A 17656-nucleotide genomic window follows, 5' to 3' on the forward strand; every position below is an offset into this window, starting at 1 on the left:
CCAGCAATCTCGTGGGAATCTTCCCGGTCGATCGGTTGGGCAACTTTTACAGCTTAGCTCAGCCAGAAGTTCCCGACCAAATCGGGGTCCCTCTTACCGAACCAGTGTGATTGTCAGGCGCTCCTCGTCCGACCTCGTTGTCCCGGGCCTCTCGGCTCCGGGTCGGTGTCCGTGTCGCTCTGACCTGGAATAAGTTACGTGCCAACCGCATTCGAAGTCAAATCGCCTGGTCATCCGGCCTAACGACGCACATCGGATGCGTTCGCAACACCATTCACAACATCGGTGCGCGGCGAGAAATTCCGGCCGCCGGCCGAAGCCGGCCCCGAAATGCCGAAAGCCGGCCCGCCGTGGGTGCGGGGCCGGCTTCCGTTCGCAATTCGTGCGCGTCGGGATACGCGGGATTCCGGCTGCGGGTCAGCCGTTGCAGCGGGAGACGGAAACGACCGCGGGGCCGGAACCGTCCGAGCTCAGGGTCGGGGGATGTCCGGGACCGAGAGCGGCGATCGCGTTGCGCTCGGCGTCCTGGAGGGTGGCTCCGGTACCACCGGTGTGGATGTCGTCGCGCCGGGCGATGGCACCACACCCGTCGACGAAGCGCACGATGGTCGCGCAACCCCGCTCGCCGTGCGAGGAGCACTGCTCCATGGCGCCCGCGTCGGCCGTCGCCTGGTCGGGTGCGTTGAGCGCGATCCCGATGGACCAGCCGTCGTCGTCCGCGGCGGAGATGGCCATCGCGCCGTAGTAGTGGCCGTCCGGTCCGCGCTCCGCGGCGGCCGAACCGGTTCCGGCGACGACGAACACAGCCGCGGAAGCCGCAACGAAACTCAGGGCAAGCTTGCCCGTTGAGAACATGTCTCTTTCCCCTATCGAAGGCTTCCGGTTGAAGCCAACCGAAAAGAATGCGTTTTACAACTGACGTTGTCCAGGCCGGGCGCTTCGAAAGCCCTTGCAGGACGGCAAGTTAGGGGAAATATGACCGAAAGTCGCCAGACTCGGCGGGTTCGGCAGCTCCGCGTTCGATCCGCGTGCCGTCCGGATGTCCGGCACGTGCGCCGAAACGCCGGTAGCCGGCCCGCCCGAAGGCGGACCGGCTACCGGTTCGAAAGGTGTTGCCTGGAGGCTGAACTCAGAAGTCCATGCCGCCCATGCCACCGGTCGGGTCGCCGACGGGAGCGGCGGCCTTCTCCGGCTTGTCGGCCACGACGGCCTCGGTGGTGAGGAACAGCGCGGCGATCGACGCGGCGTTCTGCAGCGCCGAACGGGTGACCTTGACCGGGTCGGCGACACCGGCGGCCAGCAGGTCCTCGTACTCGCCGGAGTCGGCGTTCAGGCCCTGGCCGGTCGGCAGGTTGGCGACCTTCTCGGCGACCACGCCGGGCTCGAGGCCGGCGTTGAAGGCGATCTGCTTCAGCGGCGCGGCAAGCGCCACCTTCACGATGTTCGCACCGGTGGCCTCGTCACCGGTCAGCTTCAGGTCGTCCAGCGCCGGGCCGGCCTGCAGCAGCGCCACACCACCACCGGGGACGATGCCCTCTTCGACGGCGGCCTTGGCGTTACGCACCGCGTCCTCGATGCGGTGCTTGCGCTCCTTGAGCTCCACCTCGGTGGCGGCGCCGGCCTTGATCACCGCAACACCGCCGGCCAGCTTGGCCAGGCGCTCCTGCAGCTTCTCGCGGTCGTAATCCGAGTCCGAGTTCTCGATCTCGGTGCGGATCTGGGCGACGCGACCCGCGATGGCGTCGGCATCACCGGCACCGTCGACGATGGTGGTCTCGTCCTTGGTCACCACGACCTTGCGGGCGGTGCCCAGCAGGTCGACGGTGGCGGTCTCCAGGTTCAGGCCGACCTCTTCGCTGATGACCTCGCCACCGGTGAGGATGGCGATGTCGGCCAGCTGCGCCTTGCGGCGGTCGCCGAAGCCCGGGGCCTTGACGGCGACGGACTTGAAGGTGCCGCGGATCTTGTTCACGACCAGGGTCGACAGGGCCTCGCCCTCGACGTCCTCGGCGATGATCAGCAGCGGCTTACCGGCCTGGATGACCTTCTCCAGCAGCGGCAGCAGGTCCTTGACGGTCGACACCTTGGAGCCGACCAGCAGGATGTAGGGGTCCTCGAGGACCGCTTCCTGACGCTCGGCGTCGGTGACGAAGTAGCCCGAGATGTAGCCCTTGTCGAAGCGCATACCCTCGGTCAGCTCCAGCTGGAGGCCGAAGGTGTTGCTCTCCTCGACGGTGATGACGCCTTCCTTGCCGACCTTGTCCATGGCCTCGGCGATCAGCTCACCGATGGACGCGTCGCCGGCGGAGATGGCCGCGGTGGCAGCGATCTGCTCCTTGGTCTCGACCTCCTTGGCGGTGTCGAGCAGCTTGGCGGTGACGGCCTCGACGGCCTTCTCGATGCCGCGCTTCAGGCCCAGCGGGTTCGCACCGGCCGCGACGTTGCGCAGGCCCTCGCGCACCAGCGCCTGGGCGAGCACCGTAGCGGTGGTGGTGCCGTCACCGGCGACATCGTCGGTCTTCTTGGCGACCTCTTTGACCAGCTCGGCGCCGATCTTCTCGTAGGGGTCCTCCAGCTCGATCTCCTTGGCGATGGACACACCATCGTTGGTGATCGTGGGGGCGCCCCACTTCTTCTCCAGGACAACGTTGCGACCCTTGGGGCCCAGCGTCACCTTGACCGCGTCGGCGAGGCTGTTCAGTCCCCGCTCGAGACCGCGACGGGCCTCTTCGTCGTACGCAATTGTCTTGGCCATTGCGTTGAGATCCTCCACATGTATATGGGGCTGACACACAGAGCGACCGCAGGTTGGATCGCCCCATTACGCTGGCCAGGTACGGTGCCCGCGACGGACGACCGAGGGTGTCTGGGAACCCGGTCTCACCTGCCCGACCTAGCACTCACTGGTCGAGAGTGCCAGGACCTTTTTAGCACTCGAGGGTACTGAGTGCAAGGTTACGGATCCGATGGCCGCCTCGTTCGTAATCGGCGATATCCGCTGCACGGTGCGATATCGGCCGGACACGCTCACGTATCGTCGGTGACCCGCAGCGCCAGGGCGACGAAAGCGTCGGTGCGGCGCTCCTCCGGACTGCGCGGTTCGCCGCGTTCCACGGTCACCTGCTCGGCATCGTGAAGCAGCAGTTCCGCCTCGATGCGCATGATCGCCCGGATGAACGGAGGCGCCACCTCGGGCGGCAGATCGCCGTTGACGATGTAGCTGCCGTCCGGGCCGTCCTCGGTTTCGACATAGGACAGCGCGCGCAGCAGGTCTGCGCGTAGTTCCCCCGCGATCAGGTCGGAATCCGATCCATCCGCCATAGCAATATCGTATCCGGACCACCGATCACCTCATCAGCCCCACAACTGCACAGCCGTATCGGCGCGTGCTCCCATATGCCGTGGCCACCCCGGAAATCGGTGCACGGCCTGGGCGGATTCGGAGGCCGACGAAGCGGCCACGACCCGGCGAGTCGCCCCTGGCCGGATGCCGCGACGACGACCGGCGTGCCGAATGCGTGCGCCGGCGAGCATCGATCAGGCAATCGGCGGGGCGGGCGGATTCGGCGGCATGAACTGGGCGAGCTGGGCGACGAGATCGCGTTCGATATCCGCCTTGGTCAAACCGAGCCCCGACAGCACGCCACGTCCGTCCTCCTGCTCGAGCAGCGCGAGCAGCAGGTGCTCGGTGCCGATGTAGTTGTGGCCGAGCCGAAGTGCCTCGCGGAAGGTCAGCTCCAGCGTCTTGCGGGCGCTCGCGGTATACGGGATGAGGGCGGGGACCTCGTCCACCGCCGCCGGCAGCGCCGCCGTCGCCACCCGGCGCACCGCCTCCAGCGAGACTCCCGTGGCGACGATGGCGTGCGCTGCCAGCGCGCCCGGCTCGCTGAGCAGTCCGAGCACCAGATGTTCGGGCTGGATTTCCGCGTTGCCCGCGCGCCTGGCCTCCTCCATGGACGCCATCACCACATTGCGTGCCCGGGGCGTGAAGCGCGCGAACCCGGCATTCGGATCCATCGCGGGATCACCCGGTTTCGGCACGAAACGCTTCTGCGCGGCTTGTTTGGAGACGCCCATGCTCTGGCCGATATCGGTCCAGGAGGCGCCCGAGCGGCGAGCCTGGTCGACGAAGTGGCCGATCAGATGATCGGCCACCTCGCTCATATGCCCGGCGACCACGACGGCGTCGGAGAGTTGCTCCAGGACGTCGTCGGGGCGGGCGCGTTTGATGCCCTCGATCAGATCGTCGAGGCGGATACGTTCCGTCATACGTCAACACTAGGTTGACTCACCGCAAGCAGTCAACCAATGGTTGACGTCAGGTCATGGACGCGCCTGCATCGCCGCACCGCGCACGATCATCTCCTTCACCACCGCTGCCGGGCGGCCGGTCAGCGCCCGCGGCGTCGGGGCGTCGTCGGCGCGGACGAATTGCACCACCCCGTCGCGACGCCCGAGGCTGATGCACTGCAGGACGTAGCGGAAACGCAGATCGTCCGGTTCCGCACCGCGCATCCGCGCGAGCGCCGAACGCGCGGCGTGGGATCCGGTCGGCAACGCGGTCGCACAGGCCATCCGCAATTCGCGGCCGTCCGGCCCGGTGATCGCGGCGCAATCGCCGGCGGCATAGACATGCGGGTCGGAGGTGCGCAACGTGGCATCCACCAGGACACGACCGCGCGCATCGACCGCCAGCCCGGCCCGGGCGGCCAGGTCGCTGGTGGTGAAACCCGTTGTCCACAAGACTGTTTCGGCATCGACGCGGCCACCGCCGGCGAGCCGTACGCCGTCCGCCGCGACCTCCACGACCTTGGCGCCGGCGTGCACCTCGACACCGAGCCGCTCCAGGGTGGCGGCGATATGCCGCTGTGCGCGGTCGGAGAGCCAGTAGCCCGGCTGCTCGGAACTCACCAGCGCCACCGACAGTTCCGGATGCGATTCGGCGAGTTCGGCCGCGGTCTCGATGCCGGTCGCACCGCCGCCGACCACCGCGACGCGGCCGTGCAGCGGCGGCAGCGCGGCGATGTCCTCCGGTGTCGCGACCGGATGAGCGTGATCCCGGACGCCCGCGACGCTGTCGGTATCCGCGGCGCTGCCGAGGGTGTACACCAGCGTGTCGTACCCCAGCACCGAACCGTCGGACAGCGAAACCTCCTGTGCCGCGGTATCTATCGCGGTGACCCAGCCGCGGACGAAGTGGGCGCCCTTGCGTTCCAGCATTGTCCGCAGATCCCGGCGCGCGATCGTCTGCCCGGCGGCGAGCTGATGCAGCCGCACTCGCTCGACCATTTCCGCCCGGCTGTCCACGACCGTGATCTGCGCGCCGCGGGACTTGCAGAGCCTGCCCGCCGCGGCCAGGCCGGCGTAGCCGGCGCCCAGCACGAGGATTCGGTGGGATGCGGTGTGATGTGCACTCATGGGTGACTCCTTCTCGAGGCCGACACCCTTCAGACCGGACAGCTTGCCGATCCCTGACAACCAACGATTGTGTTCCGCGTCACCAAACCAGGCGGTCGGCGTCCACCGGGGCCGGGAAGCGGCCGAAGTATGCGAGTTTGTCGGGATTCACCAGGATCCGGATCGCCGAGATCCGCTCGTCGACCACATCGGCCGCACCGATCAACAGCGGGGCGCCGTCGACCCGGGCCACGGCGGCCGGTGCACCGTTGACTTCCTCGATGCTCAGTTCGAGATTGTCGACCTCGCGGTGGAACAGACCGGCCAGATAGCGCGCCACCCGGGCCGCTCCGACCACGGGCCGGCGGGCCGCGCTCATCTTGCCGCCACCGTCGGCGACCGACACGATATCGGCGGTGAACATCTGCTCCAGGGCCGCGACATCGCCGGCCCGGGCGGCCACCAGGAAGCGCTGGAACAGTTCCCGGGCTCGGGCGGGTTCGGCGTCGAACCGGGTGTGTTCGCTGCGGACGTGCATGCGGGCACGGCGGTAGAGCTGCTGCGAATTCGCCTCCGTCAACTCGAGCATGCCGGCGATCTCGCGGTGGGTGTACCCGAAGGCCTCGCGCATGACGAAAACGGCGCGTTCAGCGGGTGACAACCGTTCCAGCAGCGTCAGCATCGCCAGCGAGACGAGTTCGCGTTGTTCCGCGGATTCCATCGGACCGAGTTCACCACCGCCGGTCGGCACCGGTTCCGGCAGCCAGGGGCCGACATAGGTTTCGCGACGGGTGCGCGCCGACTCCAGCCAGCTGCGGCACAGATTCACCACGACCGTGGTCAGCCAGGCCTCCGGGGACCGGATCTCGGCGCGCTCGGTGGCCTCCCAGCGCAGATAGGTCTCCTGGACGGCGTCCTCGGCCTCGCTCGCCGAGCCGAGCATGCGATAGGCGATCGCGAACAGGCGGGAACGATGGCGTTGGAATTCGGCCAGACCCGTGTCGTCCATCCGCTCCGCCCTCCAGTGCCGGCCCGGTGATCGAGGGCGAGATTACTCGCCGGCTGCGGCACAGCACGTGCCGATCTCGTATGGACGGCTGAAAAGCCCGGCACAGCCGGGCCCGGGTGCTATTGCGTGACTATCCCGATGGCGACCGCGACGGGCTTGCCGGCCTCACTCTTGGACAGGCACACCAGTTTCGCCGTCCCCAGCGCCACATTCGGGCTGCCGTCGAACTTCGAGCCGGGGTTCTCCGCCAAAATGCGGTCCATCAGCGACTTTTCACCCTCGATATCGAGCTTGCGGAACTCGTCGCAGGTGGTCTGTGAGGCCGGGCCCAGTCCGGAGTTCTCCGGATGCGCGGTGGGGGCGGGCGTCTCGGTGGGCGTCGCCGGGGCGGTGGACGACGCGGGGACCCCGGCCGAGGTCGCCACGGCCGAGCCGTTTCGGCGCAGGCCGTTGGCATCGGTGGACGAATGGTCGTCGCCACCGCAGCCTGTGAGGCCGATCGTCAGTGCGCCCAGCGCGACGGCCGTCACGGTCAGTCGTTTCATCTCGTGCGTAACCCCCGAGTGGTCCGGCAACGCCGAATCTCCTCCGGCGCGCGCCGGATGCCTCCGGCGCGGCTCGCAGCGTACCGGCCACATCGGCCCTTGAAAACCCCGGCCTCGCGGTGGAAACCGGATGAGATTGCGACCCTTTACGTTTCGGTCGCAGCGGCGGCCGATCCCCGCGCGGAGGCCGCCTCCAGCGGCAATCGCACGACGAATCGGGTGTCGCCCGGGGTGGACTCGACCCGGATATCACCGCCGTGTTTGTTCACCACGATGCGGAACGAGATGTCGAGGCCGAGTCCGGTGCCCTCACCGACCGGTTTCGTGGTGAAGAAGGGCTCGAAGATCCGATCCCGCAATTCCTCCGGCACGCCCGGACCGGTATCACCGATTTCCACTGCGGCACAGTCGTTTTCCCGATAGGTACGAACCGTCAGCGTACCGGACCCGTTCATCGCCGCCACCGCGTTGTCGATCAGATTCGTCCACACCTGATTCAATTCCGCTGCGTAGCAAGGAACCTCGGGCAGCGCGCGGTCGTACTCCTTGACCACGGAGATATCGTCACCGATCTTGCGGGCCAGCATCACCAGCGTGCTGTCGAGCAGTTCGTGGATGTCGACCACCTGGAACGGAGCGCGGTCCATCTGCGAATACTGTTTGGCCGCATGGACGAGCGAGGAGATGCGCCCGGTCGAATCGGTGATCTCGTTCATCAGCAATTCGGTTTCGACGGTGTAGTTCAGCCAGCGGATCGCACCCTCGAACACTCCGTCGTCACAGTGTTCGAGCGTGCCCGCGACCTTCTCCAGCCAGTCGATGTCGAAGCCGGCCTGGACGAAATTCGGGGCCAGATCCCATCCGTTGGCGATGCCGTGATCGGCCAGCCAGTCGCCGAGTTCGTCCTCGCGGTCGGCGGCCTCCATCGCGGTGAGGGTGGGGGCCTTGGCCACCTGGGTGGCGGCCTCCTCCTGGAGCTGCACGAGTGCCTCGAGCGCGGCGGAGTCGAACTTGCCGTGCGCCATCATCTTCAGCTTGTGCCGCATACCGGCGACCCGATCCCGCAGCGAGGAGGTGGCCCGCACCGCTGCCGCCGCCGGATTGTTCAGCTCGTGGGTGAGACCGGCCGACAGCGAACCCAGCGCCAGCAGTCGTTCCCGCCGGCCGATGATCTCGTTGGTATTGCGGTTGCCGAAGAACACGCCCTCCAGCAGATGCAGGGCCATGGGGAACCATTCCTGCATCATCCGCGCGAAGGTTTCCGCGTCCAGGACGAAGAATTTCGACGGTTTCGTCACCGTCAGCGAGCCGGTGTAGTTGCGGTCGGCCCGCTCACCCATATACGCCGTCCACGCGCCCGCGTACGAGCCGCGGTGGTCGGTGCGGACGAGTTCGAGATCCTCGCCGGCCGACAGCTTCGAGAGCACGACCTCACCGTCCATCAGGACGTAGAAGCAGGTCGCGGGTTCGCCCTCGCGGTAGACCGGGCCCGGCTCGAAGTATTCGACCCGCCCCTCGCGGCAGAGCCAGGCGAGTTGCTCGTCGTCGAGCTTCTCGAACAGGAACAGGGTGCGCAATTCCGCGGGATCGCACAGAGTCCGGGAGCCGGTGACGGTACGGTTTTCGCCGCTGTCGCTCACGTGCGCCTCCTATTGTTTCGCGAGGTATCGGTGGACCAGCATGACCGCCATCGCACCCTCACCGACCGCGGACGCGACCCGCTTCGCCGATTCGGAGCGCACATCGCCGGCGACGAAGACGCCCGGGATGCTGGTTTCGAGATGATGGGGCGGGCGGGGCAGTTCCCAGCCCGCCGGCCGGGACCCGTCGACCATCAGGTCCGGTCCGGCCAGCACATAACCGAATTCGTCGCGGACGACGAGTCCGTCCAGCCACTCCGTTTCGGGCGCCGCGCCGATGAACAGGAACAGCCGTTCGGCGTCGACCTTGTCCTCGGCGCCGGTCGCGTTGTTGCGCAACACGATTCGTTCCAGGTGATCGCTGCCGTCGGCGGCCACCACCTCGGTGTTGGTGTGCACCTTGATATTCGGCACGGCCTCGATCTGCTGGATCAGGTAGTGCGACATCGACTGGTCCAGCGAACTGCCGCGCACCAGGATGTGCACCGTGCAGGCGTGCCGGGACAGGAAGACCGCGGCCTGCCCGGCCGAATTCGCCCCACCGACGATGTAGACCTCGCGTTCGGCGCAGTCGGCCGCCTCGGTCATCGCGGACCCGTAGTAGACGCCGCGACCGGTGAAATCGTCCACGCCCGGCGCGGGGTGGTGGCGGTAGTTGACGCCGGTGGCGATGAGCACGGAGTGGGCGCTGACGCAGGAGCCGTCGGAGAAGAGCACCCGCCGCGCGGAACCGCACGCCTCCAAGCCGACCACCTCGCGGGCCGTGATCAGCTCGGCGCCGAATTTCACCGCCTGGCGCCGCGCCCGATCGGCCAGCTGGGCGCCCGAAAGCCCGTCGGGGAACCCGAGATAATTCTCGATCCGGGAACTCTGCCCGGCCTGTCCGCCGGTGGCGGTCCGCTCGACCAGAACCGTGCGCAGCCCCTCGGAGGCGCCGTATACGGCCGCACCGAGTCCGGCGGGGCCGCCGCCGACCACGATCAGGTCGTAGAACTCTCCACTCGGATCGGTGCTCAGGCCGACGCAGCCGGCGAGTTCGCTGTCCGACGGGGACAGCAGCACATTGCCGCTGGAATCGATCACCACGGGACACTGCTCGGCATCGGCGCCGGCGGCCTCGAGCAGGCGTTGCCCCTCGGGATCGTCGGCGAGGTACCACCGGTACGGCAGCTGATTGCGAGCCAGGAATTCCCGCACCTCGGAACTGCGAGCCGACCAGCGGTGGCCGATCACCTTCGTCTCGTGCACCGGGCGGCGGTCGTCCCCGCGCCACGATTCCAGCAGCGCGTCGACCACCGGATACAGCTTCTCCTCCGGCGGATCCCAGGGTTTGAGCAGATAGTGGTCGAGATCGACGACATTGATCGCGTCGATGGCGGCGTTGGTGTCGGCATACGCGGTCAGCAGCACCCGGCGCGCATAGGGGTGCAGATCGATCGCGTTCTCCAGAAATTGGATGCCGTCCATACCCGGCATTCGGTAATCGGCGATCAGGACGGCGACCGGCTGGCCGCGCAGTTTGAGTTCACGCAGGACGTCGAGTGCCGAGGCACCCGATTCCGCGCGCATGATGCGATAGTCGGCTCCGTATCGCCGCCGCAGGTCGCGCACCACGGCACGGGACACGCCGGGGTCGTCGTCGACACTGAGAATTACCGGTTTGACGGCAGCTGGTGAAGTCACATCGAAAAGTATGAGCGCCCGGCGGACGGGTTGCCGAGGATGTTCGCTACGGGCACCACATCGGTCACACCAGGCGGTGCTCGACGAGATCGAGTTCGCTCGGCGTCAGCAGTCGTTCGAGCCTTTCCTCCCGCTCGGCCAGGTTACGGCGCGATCGCCGGCCGTGATTGCGAAAGGGGGCGGCCACCGACGGCCCGGCTTCCGAATCGGGAAGTAACGGAACAGAATCCGCCTGCCGACGATGGAGGATGGTTCGAATGTTCACGGCCGATCACCTCACAGGGACGTAGAAGCGTGTGCTCCGGTCGGTTGCTTCGTTGCCTGCCGTAGTTGCCTATCCGCCATTGTGCGTCGGTTATTACAGCCGGCGAAACGGATCACATCAGAATGTGACCTAGTTGATCTTCAACGGAAAAGCGGTCTCCCTCACAGGGTCGCGCGTCCGGTTGCCGCGTTTAGGATTACCGTTACCGACCGTCATAACCACGCCCGTCACGATCTCGGAGGCAGCGTTGCCGAACACCCTGGAAGCCACCATCGACATCTCCGCCGCGCCGGACAAGGTGTGGGCGGTCGTCTCCGATCTCGGGCGGATGCCGGAATTCAGCCCCACCACGCTGAAGATGATTCCGCTGGGCACGCCGCGCGCCGGCACGTGGACCGTGCATCTCAACAAGGTCGGCCGCAAGTACTACCCGACCACCGCGCGCATCGTGCGTTACGAGCCCAATCGGGCCTTCGCATTCCGGATGAACGAGAACGGCACGGTGTGGAGCTACACGCTCGAACCCACGCCGACCGGCACCCGGGTGACCGAGCGCCGCGACATTCCGAACGGGGTGCGCAAACCGGTGCGGCTGATGATCGAGGCGTTCCTCGGCGGCGAGCAGCAGTTCGAGGCCGATCTGGTCGCGGGGATGAACGAAACCCTCGGCAAGATCAAGGTCGCGGCCGAGCGCTGATCCGGCGCGCCCTTCGCGCGCGGGCGGGTTGGACCGCGTAATTTGCCCGGTATGCGACGGATGACGGGCGGTCTGGCGGTGTTCGCGGGCACCGCCGTGCTGCTGAGCGGTTGTGGCAGTTCGGATTCGGGGATCTCACGCGAGGTGACGGTGGTCGGCACCGGTCAGGTGCGCGGAGCGCCGGACACCCTGAACGCCGACGTGGGTGTCGAAGTCACCGCGCCCGATGTGTCCGCCGCCATCGCGAACGCGAACGGCAAGGCGAAGGCGATCACCGACGCGATGGTGAACGCGGGCGCGAAACGCGAGGACATCCGCACGACCGATGTGTCGGTGCAGCCGCAGTACGGTCCCGACCACACCGTCACCGGCTACACCGCGACCAACACCGTGCACGTCGTGGTCCGCGATCTGCCCAAGGCCTCGGCCGTCCTGGCGTCGGCGGTGCAGGCCGGCGGGAACGACACCCGCATCCGCGGCGTCTCGTTCGCGCTCGACGACAATTCGAAACTGCTGGCCGACGCCCGGGCCGGCGCCTTCGCCGATGCCAAGGCGCGCGCCGACCAGTACGCGGTGCTGTCGGGCCTGAAGTTGAAGGACGTCAAGACCATCAACGAGACCAGCAGCGGGGAATCGACACCGCCGCAGGCCAAGACCCAATTCGCCGGTCCGGACGTACCGTTGGAACCCGGTCAGCAGACGGTGACCTTCACGGTGACAGTCACCTGGATCATGGGCTGACGCGCGCCCGCCCGCCGGACGCCTACTGCCAGTTGGGCAGTTTCGCCACCTGCGCGGCGTAGGACAGGCCCGCGCCGAAGGCGACCAGCAACGCCGCCGCACCCGGCTTGCTCTCACCCGACCGCAGCATGGCCTCCATGGCCAGCGGAACCGAGGCGGCCGAGGTGTTGCCGGTCTCCTCGATGTCGTTGGCCAGCGCGCAATTGGCCGACAGCTTCAGCTCGCGCGCCATGATCTCGATGATGCGGCCATTGGCCTGGTGCGGAACCATCGCATCGATATCGCCGGGGGTCAGGCCGGCGCGCTCGATCGCGTCCAGGCAGACCTTCTTCAGCGAATGCGCGGCCCAGCGGAAGACCGCGGTGCCCTCCATCGCCAGGTACGGGCGAACCGCGTCGGTGCCCTTCTCGTCGATCTCGCGGAAGAACTCCATCCAGTCCTTGTCCTGGCGGATGGCGCGATGCTGTTCGCCGTCGGAACCCCAGACGGTGGGGCCGATGCCGGGCTCGTCGGACGGGCCGACGATCACGGCACCCGCGCCGTCGGCGAACAGGAAGGCGGTGCCGCGGTCGGCGGGGTTGAAGGTGTCCGTGAGCCGCTCGACGCCGATCACCAGCACGTGGCCCGCGGTCCCACCCTTGACCAGATCCGAGGCGAGGCCCAGCGCGTGGCAGAAGCCCGCGCACCCGGCGGAGATGTCGAACGCGGCGGGATTGTTCATCCCCAGCTCGGTGGCGATCTGCGGAGCGGCCGCCGGAGTGAGCAGCAGCCAGGTCGAGGTCGCGACGATGACGCAGTCGACCTGCTCGGCGGTGATTCCCGCGGCCGCGATGGCATCGCGCGCCGCGGCGGCGCTCATGCCGATGATGGTTTCGGATTCGGAGGCGAACCGCCGGGTCCGGATGCCCGAGCGGGTGCGAATCCATTCGTCGCTGGAATCGATCGGTCCGGCGACTTCCTCATTGGTCACGACCCGGGCGGGGCGGTACACACCGAGCCCGAGCATCGCCGTGTGCTCCACCCCGGTGACTTGGGCGAGTCGAGCAGCCATCGCGCATCTCCTATGTACCTGCCGGCGGGCCGGAGAACCGGAAACTGGTCCCGGTCCGGGCGCCACCCGCGTATCGAACGTTCCTACATCGAGCCTCGGGAGCCGACGCGCTGTGAGTGCTACGTGCGCGTAGACATGAGGCCCCCTCATATTAGTAGGAATGCTAATCCCCAGGGTGGGTATTGTCACAATCGATTCGTCTAGAACCGGCTCGCAGACGGGTTCCGATACCGAACCGTGGCGAGGCGGATACGGCAGTTTCCGACGAGTTTCCCTGGAGGACACCATGCTCGGTCTCGGAATCATCGGCTGGATCATCATCGGCGGCCTGGCGGGCTGGATCGCCAGCAAGATCATGGGCACCGACGCCCAGCAGGGCATCCTGCTCAATATCGTCGTGGGTGTGGTCGGCGGCCTGATCGGCGGTTTCATCCTGCGGCTGTTCGGCGTCGACGTACACAGCGGCGGATTCTTCTTCAGCTTCCTCACCTGCCTGGGTGGAGCGGTGATCCTGCTGTGGCTGGTGCGACTGGTCACGGGGCGCAGAGCCGCGCACTGATCGGCACCCGGCGGCGGGTGCGGCCGATCGGGACCATGCCACGGTGATGCGGTGTCCCGTAAGGTGTGAGCGCGGTCGGCGGAAGCTCTGCGGACCGAATGTCATCCGCGCACGAAAGAGGAGTCCGTGGCCCGCCGCCCCACCCCGCCCGGTACGCCCGAACGTACCGGGCTCGGTCATGTCGCCGACCTGGTCAAAGCAGCGATTCCGCCGCTGCATCCCGCCGGCCTGCCCTTCGTGGCCGCGCCGCTGGCGGTGGCGGTCCTCGGCGGGCGACGCCGGCGCTGGCTGCGCCGCACCGGGCTGACCGCGGCCGCGGCCTCGGCCGCCTTCTTCCGGCATCCGCACCGGGTGCCGCCGAATCGGGCGAATATCGTCGTCGCCCCGGCCGACGGTGAGATCGCCCTCGTCGACACCGCGGTGCCGCCGGCCGAGTTGAACCTCGGCGACACCCCGCTGCCCCGGGTGAGCATCTTCCTGTCGGTGCTCGACGTGCACGTGCAGCGCACTCCGGTCTCGGGCACCGTGCGAACCATCGCCTACCAGCGCGGCCAATTCCGCTCGGCGGACCTGCCGGAGGCCAGTTCGGTCAACGAGCGCAACAGCATGGTGCTCGAGACCGCCTCCGGTCAGCTGGTGACGGTCGTGCAGATCGCCGGGCTGCTGGCGCGGCGCATCGTCTGCGAGGCCAAGGTCGGCGACGCGCTGAGCATCGGCGAAACCTACGGTCTGATCCGGTTCGGGTCGCGGGTGGACACCTACTTCCCGGTCGGTACCCGGCTGCTGGTCGAGCCCGGACAGCGCACGATCGGCGCGGAAACGGTGCTGGCCGAACTGGTGCCATGATCGAGAACACCGTGACCGAACCGGGTCGCCGCCGCCGCACGATCCGCCTGCTCCCGAGCATCGTGACGATCCTGGCGCTGTGTGCCGGACTGTCGGCGGTGAAATTCGCACTCGACGGCGCGCTCGACATCGCCCTGGCGATGATCGGCGCCGCCGCCGTCCTCGACACCCTCGACGGCCGGCTGGCCCGGATGCTGTCGGCCACCACCAAGATCGGCGCCGAACTGGATTCGCTGGCCGACGCCATCTCCTTCGGCGTCGCACCGGCCCTGGTGCTGTACGTGACCTTCCTGCGCCAGGACAGCGCGGGCTGGATCATCGCGCTGATCTACGCGGTGAGCATCGTGCTGCGGCTGGCGCGGTTCAACACGATCATGGACGACGACACCCGGCCCGACTGGGAGCGCGAGTACTTCACCGGCGTCCCGGCGCCGGCGGCGGCGTTGATCGCGCTGCTGCCGATCGCACTGCACAGCCAGTTCGGCGAGGGGTGGTGGAACAACTTCCCGGTGGTGGCGACGTGGACCGTCTTCGCGGCGCTGCTCGCCGTGAGCACGATCCCGACGCTGGCGATGAAATCGGTGTCGGTGGCGCCGCAGGCGGCGGCCCTGCTGCTGGTGCTGGTCGCGCTGGCCGCGGCGGCACTGGTCACCTATCCGCTGATCCTGCTGATGGTGCTGATCGGGCTGTACCTGGTGCACATCCCGTTCGCGTGGCGCTCGCAGCGCTGGGTGGCGGCACGGCCGGAGACCTGGCATCACAAACCGGCCGAACGCCGCGCGCAGCGGCGTGCGGCCCGGCGGATGCCGCCGATCGGCGAGGGCGCGCGGCTGCGGCTGCGGCGGCCCCCGGGCATTCGCGAATCGTCGGCGCGGCTGCGGCTGCGCCGGCCGGGCGGGCGCTGAGCCGAGGATTTCGATCCGCACGGCTGCCGACCGCGGGCACCCGGCCGATGCCGCGCCGCGGGCACACGCGGCCGCTGTCGGCCGCGGGCACAATGGCAGACGTGCCTGAATTGTCGCTGACCGCCCGACTCAACCGCTCGGCTGCCGATGCGCGCCGGGGTGTGGTCCGCTTGCATTCCGAAGCGCTCGCGGCCCTCGGATTACGGGAGTGGGACGGGATCAGCGTGATCGGCTCCCGGCGCACGGCCGCGGTGGTCGGCCGGGCGCCCGCCGATACACCCGCCGGAATCGCCCTGCTCGACGATGTGACGCTGTCCAATGCCGGGGTGCGTGAGGACGGCGCGGTCGTCGTGGCCCCGGTGACGGTGTACGGGGCCCGGCACATCTCGGTGACCGGCTCGGTCGCGGCGATGGGCGCGATCGCGGAATCCACGCTGCGGCAGGCGCTGCTCGGCAAGGTCGTCACCGTGGGTGACGCGGTGTCGCTGCTGCCCCGCGATCTGGGGCCGGGCACCAGCTCGGCCGCCGCGACACAAGCGCTCTCGCGCACCTTCGCGATCGCGTGGACCTCCGAACTGCTGACCGTGACCAGTACCGATCCCACCGGCGGCCCGGTCAGCGTGCAGCCCAACAGCGCGGTGGTGTGGGGCGCCGCGGCCCCGGCGGCGGACGCCTCGCACGATCCCCGGGGCCTGCTGGAGCCGAATCGTCCCGGCAGCCGGATGCTGGTGCGGGAGCGTCCCTCGGCCGTTCCGGTGGCGGATCTGGCCGGGGTGCGCGCGCCGGCGGCGAAACTGTCGGAATGGCTGAGCCTGGCGCTCGACGAACCGGAACTCCTGCGGACCCTCGGCGCCCCGCCGCATCTGGGCGTGCTCATCACCGGGCCCGCCGGCGCGGGCAAGGCCACACTGGCGCGCGCGGTGTCCACACCGCGGCGCATCGTGGAACTGGACGGACCGACCGTCGGCGCGTCCGAGAGCGGCACCCGGCTACGCGAGGTAGGGCTCGCGGTCTCGGAAATCTGTTCCGGCGCGGGTGGAGTCCTGCTGATCACCGATATCGACGCCCTGCTTCCGGAGCAGCCGGAGCCGGTGGCGACGCTCATTCTCGATCAGCTGCGAGCCGCGGTGGCCACTGCCGGAGTGGCCTTCCTGGCCACCACGTCGCATCCCACCGCCGTCGACAGCCGGCTGCGCGCACCGGATCTCTGCGATCGCGAAGTGGCGTTGACGCTGCCGACCGCCGCGGTCCGCGTCGAACTGCTGCAACAACTGCTGCGCAAGGTGCCCACCGCAGACCTCGACCTCGACGAGATCGCCTCTCGCACACCGGGGTTCGTGGTCTCGGATCTGGCGGCGCTGTGCCGGGAGGCGGCGTTGCGGGCGGCCTCGCGGGCCAGCCGCGATCACGCCGATCCGATGTTGACCCAGGCGGATCTGGTCGGCGCGCTGGAGGTGATCCGGCCGCTCTCGCGTTCGGGGACGGAGGAACTCGCGATCGGCAGCCTGAGCCTCGAGGACGTCGGCGATATGACCGACACGAAACAGGCGCTCACCGAGGCGGTGCTGTGGCCACTGCGGCATCCGGATTCGTTCGCGCGCCTGGGTATCGACCCGCCGCGGGGAGTACTGCTGTACGGGCCGCCGGGCTGCGGTAAGACCTTCCTGGTGCGCGCGCTCGCCGGAAGTGGGCAGCTCAGCGTGCACACGGTCAAGGGCGCCGAACTGATGGACAAATGGGTCGGCTCCTCCGAGCGCGCGGTCCGCGAACTGTTCCAGCGAGCGCGCGATTCCGCCCCCTCGCTGATCTTCCTCGACGAGATCGACGCCCTCGCCCCGCGGCGCGGCCAGAGCACCGACTCCGGCGTCGGCGACCGTGTGGTCGCGGCCCTGCTCACCGAACTGGACGGGGTGGAGCCGCTGCGCGATGTGGTGGTGGTCGGCGCCACCAACCGGCCCGAGTTGATCGACCCGGCGCTGCTGCGTCCCGGCCGGCTGGAGCGGCTGGTCTTCGTCCCGCCGCCGGACGCCGCGGCCCGCGCCGAAATCCTGCGCACCGCAAGCCGTTCCGTGCCGCTGAGCGACGACGTGGACCTCGCCGCACTGGCCGCCGATCTGGACGGCTATTCGGCGGCCGACTGTGCGGCACTGCTGCGCGAGGCCGCGATGGCAGCGATGCGCCGCGATGTGGATGCCGCCGCGATCGGCGCCGCGGATCTGGCGACGGCCCGCGGCAGTGTGCGGCCCTCCCTCGACGCCGATCAGGTCGACGCGCTGCGGCGCTACGCCGACAAGCGCGCGACCCTCTGATCCCTCGGC

Annotated in this window: 17 protein-coding genes; 6 read left to right on the top strand and 11 right to left on the bottom strand. The window is 68.5% G+C overall.

The window, feature by feature from the left end; all coding sequences use genetic code 11:
- Positions 1 to 417 precede the first annotated feature (417 nt).
- The 10 genes from NA3_RS32235 to NA3_RS37290 all read right to left on the bottom strand — a co-directional run bounded on the left by NA3_RS32235 (position 418) and on the right by NA3_RS37290 (position 10539).
- Complete coding sequence (locus tag NA3_RS32235) at positions 418 to 855, bottom strand: DUF4189 domain-containing protein (protein WP_084492053.1); 438 nt, start codon at positions 853 to 855, stop codon at positions 418 to 420.
- A 274-nt stretch (positions 856 to 1129) separates the two neighbouring features.
- On the bottom strand, positions 1130 to 2755 hold the full coding sequence (groL, locus tag NA3_RS32240) for a chaperonin GroEL (RefSeq protein ID WP_036506233.1): 1626 nt from the start codon (positions 2753 to 2755) through the stop codon (positions 1130 to 1132).
- Between the two features lie 272 nt (positions 2756 to 3027).
- Positions 3028 to 3321, bottom strand: coding sequence for a hypothetical protein (locus tag NA3_RS32245; RefSeq protein ID WP_030516558.1), 294 nt, complete (start codon positions 3319 to 3321; stop codon positions 3028 to 3030).
- Positions 3322 to 3537: 216 nt separating this feature from the next.
- The gene (locus tag NA3_RS32250) at positions 3538 to 4269 is read right to left on the bottom strand and encodes a Clp protease N-terminal domain-containing protein (protein WP_062968193.1); all 732 of its coding nucleotides are present in this window, start codon (positions 4267 to 4269) and stop codon (positions 3538 to 3540) included.
- A gap of 54 nt (positions 4270 to 4323) precedes the next feature.
- Positions 4324 to 5418 (bottom strand): NAD(P)/FAD-dependent oxidoreductase, encoded by a 1095-nt coding sequence (locus NA3_RS32255; protein WP_062968287.1) that lies wholly within the window; start codon positions 5416 to 5418, stop codon positions 4324 to 4326.
- A 79-nt stretch (positions 5419 to 5497) separates the two neighbouring features.
- The gene (locus NA3_RS32260; RefSeq protein WP_062968195.1) at positions 5498 to 6406 is read right to left on the bottom strand and encodes an RNA polymerase sigma-70 factor; all 909 of its coding nucleotides are present in this window, start codon (positions 6404 to 6406) and stop codon (positions 5498 to 5500) included.
- Between the two features lie 119 nt (positions 6407 to 6525).
- Complete coding sequence (locus NA3_RS32265) at positions 6526 to 6951, bottom strand: hypothetical protein (RefSeq protein WP_062968197.1); 426 nt, start codon at positions 6949 to 6951, stop codon at positions 6526 to 6528.
- Between the two features lie 146 nt (positions 6952 to 7097).
- Positions 7098 to 8591: an ATP-binding protein gene (locus NA3_RS32270; RefSeq protein ID WP_062968199.1), complete on the bottom strand. Its 1494-nt coding sequence runs from the start codon at positions 8589 to 8591 to the stop codon at positions 7098 to 7100.
- Positions 8592 to 8600: 9 nt separating this feature from the next.
- Positions 8601 to 10274 carry an NAD(P)/FAD-dependent oxidoreductase gene (locus NA3_RS32275; protein ID WP_062968201.1) on the bottom strand — a complete coding sequence of 558 codons (1674 nt, stop codon included), beginning with the start codon at positions 10272 to 10274 and terminating at the stop codon, positions 8601 to 8603.
- Between the two features lie 64 nt (positions 10275 to 10338).
- Positions 10339 to 10539: a hypothetical protein gene (locus NA3_RS37290; RefSeq protein ID WP_128145608.1), complete on the bottom strand. Its 201-nt coding sequence runs from the start codon at positions 10537 to 10539 to the stop codon at positions 10339 to 10341.
- Between the two features lie 247 nt (positions 10540 to 10786).
- Between NA3_RS37290 and NA3_RS32280 the strand changes: the two genes are divergently transcribed.
- Together NA3_RS32280 and NA3_RS32285 are read left to right on the top strand one after the other, a co-directional pair.
- Entirely contained in the window at positions 10787 to 11236 is a 450-nt protein-coding gene (locus tag NA3_RS32280) for an SRPBCC family protein (protein WP_062968203.1), read from the top strand.
- A gap of 51 nt (positions 11237 to 11287) precedes the next feature.
- On the top strand, positions 11288 to 11977 hold the full coding sequence (locus NA3_RS32285; protein ID WP_062968205.1) for an SIMPL domain-containing protein: 690 nt from the start codon (positions 11288 to 11290) through the stop codon (positions 11975 to 11977).
- A 22-nt stretch (positions 11978 to 11999) separates the two neighbouring features.
- Here NA3_RS32285 and NA3_RS32290 read toward each other — a convergent pair whose 3' ends face one another.
- The gene (locus NA3_RS32290; RefSeq protein WP_062968207.1) at positions 12000 to 13028 is read right to left on the bottom strand and encodes a beta-ketoacyl-ACP synthase III; all 1029 of its coding nucleotides are present in this window, start codon (positions 13026 to 13028) and stop codon (positions 12000 to 12002) included.
- A 286-nt stretch (positions 13029 to 13314) separates the two neighbouring features.
- Between NA3_RS32290 and NA3_RS32295 the strand changes: the two genes are divergently transcribed.
- The 4 genes from NA3_RS32295 to NA3_RS32310 all read left to right on the top strand — a co-directional run bounded on the left by NA3_RS32295 (position 13315) and on the right by NA3_RS32310 (position 17647).
- Positions 13315 to 13587, top strand: a complete 273-nt coding sequence (locus tag NA3_RS32295) for a GlsB/YeaQ/YmgE family stress response membrane protein (protein WP_062968208.1) — start codon at positions 13315 to 13317, stop codon at positions 13585 to 13587.
- A gap of 126 nt (positions 13588 to 13713) precedes the next feature.
- On the top strand, positions 13714 to 14433 hold the full coding sequence (locus tag NA3_RS32300; protein ID WP_062968210.1) for a phosphatidylserine decarboxylase: 720 nt from the start codon (positions 13714 to 13716) through the stop codon (positions 14431 to 14433).
- Positions 14430 to 15338 (top strand): CDP-alcohol phosphatidyltransferase family protein, encoded by a 909-nt coding sequence (locus NA3_RS32305; RefSeq protein WP_062968212.1) that lies wholly within the window; start codon positions 14430 to 14432, stop codon positions 15336 to 15338. Before NA3_RS32300 ends, NA3_RS32305 begins: the two co-directional genes overlap by 4 nt.
- A gap of 101 nt (positions 15339 to 15439) precedes the next feature.
- Entirely contained in the window at positions 15440 to 17647 is a 2208-nt protein-coding gene (locus NA3_RS32310; RefSeq protein WP_227995585.1) for an AAA family ATPase, read from the top strand.
- The last annotated feature ends 9 nt before the right edge of the window (positions 17648 to 17656 follow it).

Origin of the sequence: Nocardia africana NBRC 100379 (assembly GCF_001612635.1) — a bacterium.
Taxonomy (GTDB): domain Bacteria; phylum Actinomycetota; class Actinomycetes; order Mycobacteriales; family Mycobacteriaceae; genus Nocardia; species Nocardia africana.

Excerpts from the sequence above, each read along its gene's own strand:
- NA3_RS32235 (WP_084492053.1), bottom strand. The coding sequence starts at position 855 with ATGTTCTCAACGGGCAAGCTTGCCCTGAGTTTCGTTGCGGCTTCCGCG.
- groL (WP_036506233.1), bottom strand. The coding sequence starts at position 2,755 with ATGGCCAAGACAATTGCGTACGACGAAGAGGCCCGTCGCGGTCTCGAG.
- NA3_RS32245 (WP_030516558.1), bottom strand. The coding sequence starts at position 3,321 with ATGGCGGATGGATCGGATTCCGACCTGATCGCGGGGGAACTACGCGCA.
- NA3_RS32250 (WP_062968193.1), bottom strand. The coding sequence starts at position 4,269 with ATGACGGAACGTATCCGCCTCGACGATCTGATCGAGGGCATCAAACGC.
- NA3_RS32255 (WP_062968287.1), bottom strand. The coding sequence starts at position 5,418 with ATGAGTGCACATCACACCGCATCCCACCGAATCCTCGTGCTGGGCGCC.
- NA3_RS32260 (WP_062968195.1), bottom strand. The coding sequence starts at position 6,406 with ATGGACGACACGGGTCTGGCCGAATTCCAACGCCATCGTTCCCGCCTG.
- NA3_RS32265 (WP_062968197.1), bottom strand. The coding sequence starts at position 6,951 with ATGAAACGACTGACCGTGACGGCCGTCGCGCTGGGCGCACTGACGATC.
- NA3_RS32285 (WP_062968205.1), top strand. The coding sequence starts at position 11,288 with ATGCGACGGATGACGGGCGGTCTGGCGGTGTTCGCGGGCACCGCCGTG.
- NA3_RS32290 (WP_062968207.1), bottom strand. The coding sequence starts at position 13,028 with ATGGCTGCTCGACTCGCCCAAGTCACCGGGGTGGAGCACACGGCGATG.
- NA3_RS32295 (WP_062968208.1), top strand. The coding sequence starts at position 13,315 with ATGCTCGGTCTCGGAATCATCGGCTGGATCATCATCGGCGGCCTGGCG.
- NA3_RS32305 (WP_062968212.1), top strand. The coding sequence starts at position 14,430 with ATGATCGAGAACACCGTGACCGAACCGGGTCGCCGCCGCCGCACGATC.